4 protein-coding genes are annotated in these 5,339 nt (G+C 68.6%); 2 read left to right on the top strand and 2 right to left on the bottom strand.

Annotation, left to right across the window (positions count from 1 at the left end; genetic code table 11):
- The first annotated feature begins 239 nt into the window (after positions 1-239).
- On the top strand, positions 240-647 hold the full coding sequence (locus AB4Y84_RS12175) for a YciI family protein (RefSeq protein ID WP_049464203.1): 408 nt from the start codon (positions 240-242) through the stop codon (positions 645-647).
- Here AB4Y84_RS12175 and AB4Y84_RS12170 read toward each other — a convergent pair.
- A complete protein-coding gene (locus tag AB4Y84_RS12170) occupies positions 625-2,709 on the bottom strand; it encodes an SMP-30/gluconolactonase/LRE family protein (RefSeq protein ID WP_442244732.1) in 2,085 nt (694 codons plus the stop codon). The two genes, AB4Y84_RS12175 and AB4Y84_RS12170, sit on opposite strands and share 23 nt — an antisense overlap.
- Positions 2,710-2,859: 150 nt before the next feature.
- On the opposite strand from AB4Y84_RS12170, the gene AB4Y84_RS12165 reads away from it, so the two are divergent.
- Positions 2,860-4,395, top strand: coding sequence for a hypothetical protein (locus tag AB4Y84_RS12165; RefSeq protein ID WP_442244731.1), 1,536 nt, complete (start codon positions 2,860-2,862; stop codon positions 4,393-4,395).
- Positions 4,396-4,402: 7 nt separating this feature from the next.
- On the opposite strand, the gene AB4Y84_RS12160 is transcribed toward AB4Y84_RS12165, so the two are convergent.
- Positions 4,403-5,179 (bottom strand): lytic transglycosylase domain-containing protein, encoded by a 777-nt coding sequence (locus tag AB4Y84_RS12160; protein WP_442244730.1) that lies wholly within the window; start codon positions 5,177-5,179, stop codon positions 4,403-4,405.
- Positions 5,180-5,339: the final 160 nt, after the last annotated feature.

The following is a 5,339-nucleotide window of genomic DNA, read 5'->3' as shown; positions in this document are numbered from 1 at the left end:
GTCCGCGGCATGGATGCCGCGGCCAAGCCCCCAGGGATGGGTTCACGGCGTCCCCCGMCCCGCCTACCCACCCGGCCAATCCCATGGCTCATGCTTGTGCTTGTGCTTCCACCACGGAGGGGCCCCGCCGTTCGCCGATCCCCGCCGAAGGCGCGCTTCCCGCTCTGCCTTTCGCAGTGCAGCATGCCCCCGCGCAAACCTGCGCGATCATGGTCCCCCGCCCCCGCCAGGACTCCGCCATGCAGCAGTACCTGCTTCTGATCTACATCGACCCATCACTGCTGCGCACACTGCCCATCGACGACTTCAATACGTTGATGCGCGACTGCCTCGCCCATGCCGATAAACTGCAGGCCGAAGGCACGTTGCTGGCCGCGCAGAAACTGCAGCCGATCGAATCGGCGCAGACCCTGCGCGTGCGCGATGGCCACAGCCGGGTGCTCGATGGCCCCTTCGCCGAAACCCGCGAACTGCTGGCCGGCTTCAACCTGATCGTCGCCCGTGACCGCGATGAGGCCATGCGTATCGCCCAGGGCTTCCCGTGGGCCCGCTTCGGCAGCATCGAGGTGCGGCCGCTGGAAGACATGGACGCCGAGCGCGAACGCTGCGGCGCCCCGGCCGCGGCTATGGCAGCAGCCGTACCCTGATGTCGCGCGGGCCCACGCCTTCGTTGCCGCTGTAGTCGCGCGCACTGGCACGCACGATGTACTCGCCCGGCGGCAACGCCGCCGGCTGCCAGCGACCGGTTTCCATCAGCCCATCGCGCACGGTGTTGGTCACCAGATAACGGAAGCGGGTGACCGCGCTGCCATGCACGGTGATGCCGCTGTCGGGTGCGTAAGCCACTTTCACCGCCTGCTTCTGCGGTGGCATGCGGTTGAAGACGATGTTCCAGCGCGGCTGCTCGTAGCCCTGCAGTGGCTGCCCGGCGGCATCGAGGATCTGGTAACCCACCTGGTACGGCCCCAGCCGGCGACGCGGCAGGTTGTTGTCCACCTGATCCCAGGCCTCCACCACGATCTGCACGCCGCGTCCCTGCCGGGCCAGCATCACCACGCCATCGCTGCCGGCGGCCAGTGGCTGGTCGTTGTCGTCCAGCAGCGCCACATCGGTGATGCGCGGCGCGAAGTGGTCAGCATAGTTCTTGAACCCCAACGCCACCGCATTGGTCTCGAAACCGCCATTGCCCACGGCCAGGTGCACATGCGCCTGGTTGTTGATGCTGCCCAGGCGGTCGCCCACGTGGATGCGCGTACCGCGGCGCACGCGGATCCGCTCCAGCGTGCCGTCTTCGGCGTACAGCGGCTGCCAGCGCGCGTCGAACGGTTCGCCGCGTGGCGTGCGACCGACACGCATGTGGATGTATTTCAACCGGTCCACGGCCAGGCCTTCGGCCTGTCCGCCCAGGCTCCAGGCGGCAATCGGGCTGCTGATCTTGCCCTCGGCGATCGCCAGCACGGTCTGGCCGACATCGCCGCGCACGTCGAAGCCACCGTGCAGGTGGTGGCGGCTCTCGCCCTGGAAGGTGCCGCGCACCTCGCCGAGCGTGCCGACCACTTCGTGCCAGCCATCCTGCGGTGCCAGTGGCCAGCGTCCGCCACTGTCCGGCAGCGCCGCATCCGAGGCCGGGCCCACCAGCGCCGGTGCGGGCAGTTCACCCACCGGCAACGGGCGCAGGCGATGCAGCCGATAAGCCGCGGAGTCGGCCACCAGCAGGGCGCCGTCGGCCTCCACCGCCAGACCACTGGGACGCGCCAGGCGCGGCAGGCGGTCATTGCCCAGCAGTGCCAGCTGATGGCCCTGCGGGGTCACCTGCACGATGCGTCCATCCAGGTCACCCACGTACAGCACGCCGTCATGCGTGGTGGCCAGTGACAACGGTCCATTGATGACCTCACCCTTGCCGACCGCGGTGCTGACCGTGCCATCGGCACCGACGCGACGCACCGCGTTGTTGAACAGATCGGCCACCAGCAGTGCGCCGTGCGCATCGAAGGCCAGCGCCACCGGTGTATCGAAACGAGCGTCAGCGCCAAGCGCATCGACGAAACCCGGGCGGTCGCCGCCGGCCAACGTACGCACGTTGCCATCGGTACCGATCACCCGGATGCGGTCGTTCCAGGTATCGGCCACATAGACCTGTCCCTGCGCATCCACGGCGATGCCCATCGGCCCATCGAAGCGCGCCTGTGCGGCGGGACCATCGGCGAAGCCCTGGGTGCCGCCTGCCAGCGTGGTCACCTGGCCATCGGTGCTGATGCGCCGGATCGCATGATTGCCGGTGTCGGCCACATACAGGTTGCCCTGCGCATCGGCGGCAATGCCCGAAGGCGTGTTGAAACTTGCCTGCAGGGCAGGCCCATCAACACGACCCTCGCCCTGCCCCGCTACCGTTTCGATGCGGCCATCGGGCAGGCGGCGGCGAATGCGGTTGTTGTCACCGGCATCGGTGAAGTAAACGCTGCCATCGGCACTGCCCAGCAGCGCGTAGGGGTCGGCGAAGCGTGCCTGCGCCGAGGCGCCATCGCGATCACCCGGATGACCGTCGCCGGCCAGCAGCTCGATCTGTGCGGTCCACGCCAGCGGCGTCGGTACAGGGCCAGCCGGCACCTGCGGGCCGGAGGCAGGGAATTCCCACCAGGTGGCCGCCAGGGCCACCGCTGTTGCCACCACCACCGCACCCACCGCCATCCCTTGCCACCGCGCCATCGTTCCGTTTGCCTGTGCTTGCATGAAGAGCCACGCACGATAATGGCTGCGTCCGCGCAGCGCCATGGCCGATGGTCAGGGCCCTTTCACAGCGCTTGTCCTGCGCTGCCACAGCAGGTTCAATGTCCGCTCCATGGACGGAGGCCCACCATGCCCCGCTGTACCCCACTCTTCGCGCTGCTGCTTGCCGCGCTGACCAGCACGACCGCCTCGGCGAACGTGCCGCGGACGCCCACGTCTCCTTCGCAGCCTCCGTCCGATGCAGCGATGGACGCTTCGCATGCTGCGTACGCGCAGCAGTGGGATACAGCCATCGAGCAGTCCCGCAGCGGCAATACGCTGGCCGCGCTGATCGCCATGGAACGGCTGATGGACAGCCCGCTGCTGGCCGATTTCGATGCCGAGCGCCGCGGTCGCGCCGCGCAGTTTGCCGGCTGGACGGCGGCCATGCAGAAGCAACCCGCGCTGGCACGGCGCTATCTGCAGCAGGCGCTGCTGGCGTTGCCGGGTGATGCAAGCATCCTGACCACACTGGTCTCGCTGGACCTCAACGATGACCAACCCGCAGCGGCACTCGAGCATCTGACACAGGCGCTGGCGCGTGCCGACAGCCCGCTGGCAATCGACCACCATACCGTCAGCTACCTGCAGTACCACCTGCGCGAGCAGCCCGCGCAACGCATGGCGCTGCTGCAGGCGTTGTTCGACAACGGCTGGAAGATCGCCGGCACCGAACCCACCGGGCTGTGGCTGGATCTGGCCACGCTGCAGGCCGACAACGGTCGCGGCGATGCCATCCCGGCCACGCTGGCACGCATCGACACCCCGGCCGAACTGATCCGCTTGCGCAGCGACAAGCGCTTCGACCGCTACGTGGATCGCCACGATGCACGCTTCGATCCGGTCAAGGCCGCGCAGGCCCATCTGGACACCCTGCGTGTATCGGGCCTGCTCGATGGTGACCTCGATGCACGCCTGGTGGATTTCAGCAGCACGCTGCTGATGCTGGACCGCAACGAGGAAGTCCTGGCACTGACCGATGATCTGGCCGAGGCCGTTGCGCAAGGACAGGCGCCGTCCGCCGCCAAAGCGGAGTGGTTGGCGTGGCTGCTCAACAGCCGCGTCGCGGCGCTGCGCCGCCTGGGGCGCACCGATGAAGTGCTGGAGACGGCCAAGCTCGCCGCGCGCATCGGCACGCTTGGGCCGGATGGTCTGGAGCACCAGATGAACGTCGCCTTCGTGCTCAGCTCACTGGGCAAGACGCAGGAAGCAGGCGCCGCGATGGCCCCGTTGAGCGATCTGAGCGGCTATGGCCAGGCCGCACAGGCAGTGATCCAATTCGCCGCTGCCCGCCAGCGCGGTGATGCCGCCGCTGCCGCCGCTGCACGTGCGGTCATCGTCGCCCAGCGCAAGGACGCGCGCCTGTTCCATCGCGAGATGCTGCTGGAAGAAGGTGATCTGGATGGGGCCGCAGGCGTGCTGATCGAGCAGTTGCGCTCGCCGCTGGAGCGCAGCGATGCGCTGGCCAGCCTGCAGGATATGCGCGTGTATCCCTCGTTGCCGGGCGATGTACGCATCGATGCCGCGTGGCGCGAGCTCAAGCAGCGTGCCGACGTGCAGGCCGAAGTCTCGCGCGTCGGTCGCATCGAGCGCTACGACCTGGTGGGCAGCGCCACATCGCGCTGAGCACCGGCTACTTCGCCGGTACTTCGATGCGGATGCCCATCGCCTCGCGATAGCGGGTGTACAGGGCCATCACCTTGTCCACGTAGGCCAGGGTTTCGGCATACGGTGGCACGCCCTTGTAGCGCGCCACCGCACCGATGCCGGCGTTGTAGGCGGCCGCTGCCAGCGGGCGGTCGCCGTTGTAGCGACGCAGCAGCGCGCGCATATAGCGGGCGCCGCCGTCGATGGACTGCTGCGGCGAGAACGGGTCGCGCACGCCGTATTCCAGCGCGGTGTCCGGCATCAGCTGCATCACGCCCTGCGCGCCCTTGCTGGACACCGCCAGCGCGTCGAAATTGCTTTCGGCATGGGCGATCGCCCGCAACCAGGCATCGTCGACACCGGTGGCCTTGGCCGCCGCCTTGAACTGTTTGGCGTGCTGTGCCAGCTGGGGCTTGCCGACCTTGCCCAGGCCTTCATGCGCCGGTTCGCCCGGTGGCGTGGCCACGGTGAACTTCAGGAACACCCGCGAACCGGGCAGGTTGCGGGTGGAGTAGACCAGCACGCCGTCCTGTTCGCGCTCGTACAGCACGCCACTGAACACGCCCATGTTGCCCCACAGGTTGGGGGTCTGCACGGCGCTGTCGTCGATCTCCTTCGGCGTGCAGCGCGAGCCGGGCTCCGGTGCGGTGGCCAGGCTGACGGTGTTGCCCTGGACGCAGCGGTAGACCGTGCGCGCAGCGGCCAGCCCTGGCCACAGGCCAGACAGCAGCAACAGCGCGACAAGGGCGGGACGGAGGGACATGGCGGCGGGATGATCCGGCTGCGGCCGCTAACACTGAGTGAATGGGGGGGTTCGGCCGGGCGGCGCCCGGCACCCGCAGAGGCAACGGCAACGGCCGAAGCAACAGCAACTGCGGCATTCGGTGGGATGGCGGGGTGGGTCCGGTGGCGGGGGACGCCGT

The sequence above is a fragment of the Stenotrophomonas sp. 2YAF22 genome, assembly GCF_052114665.1.
GTDB classification, from domain to species: domain Bacteria; phylum Pseudomonadota; class Gammaproteobacteria; order Xanthomonadales; family Xanthomonadaceae; genus Stenotrophomonas; species Stenotrophomonas indicatrix.
Note: the sequence above shows the minus strand (reverse complement) of the source record. Positions and strands in the feature narration are given on the sequence as shown.

Coding starts and splice junctions, on each gene's coding strand:
- AB4Y84_RS12175 (WP_049464203.1), top strand. CDS start 240: ATGCAGCAGTACCTGCTTCTGATCTACATCGACCCATCACTGCTGCGC.
- AB4Y84_RS12170 (WP_442244732.1), bottom strand. CDS start 2,709: ATGGCGCGGTGGCAAGGGATGGCGGTGGGTGCGGTGGTGGTGGCAACA.
- AB4Y84_RS12165 (WP_442244731.1), top strand. CDS start 2,860: ATGCCCCGCTGTACCCCACTCTTCGCGCTGCTGCTTGCCGCGCTGACC.
- AB4Y84_RS12160 (WP_442244730.1), bottom strand. CDS start 5,179: ATGTCCCTCCGTCCCGCCCTTGTCGCGCTGTTGCTGCTGTCTGGCCTG.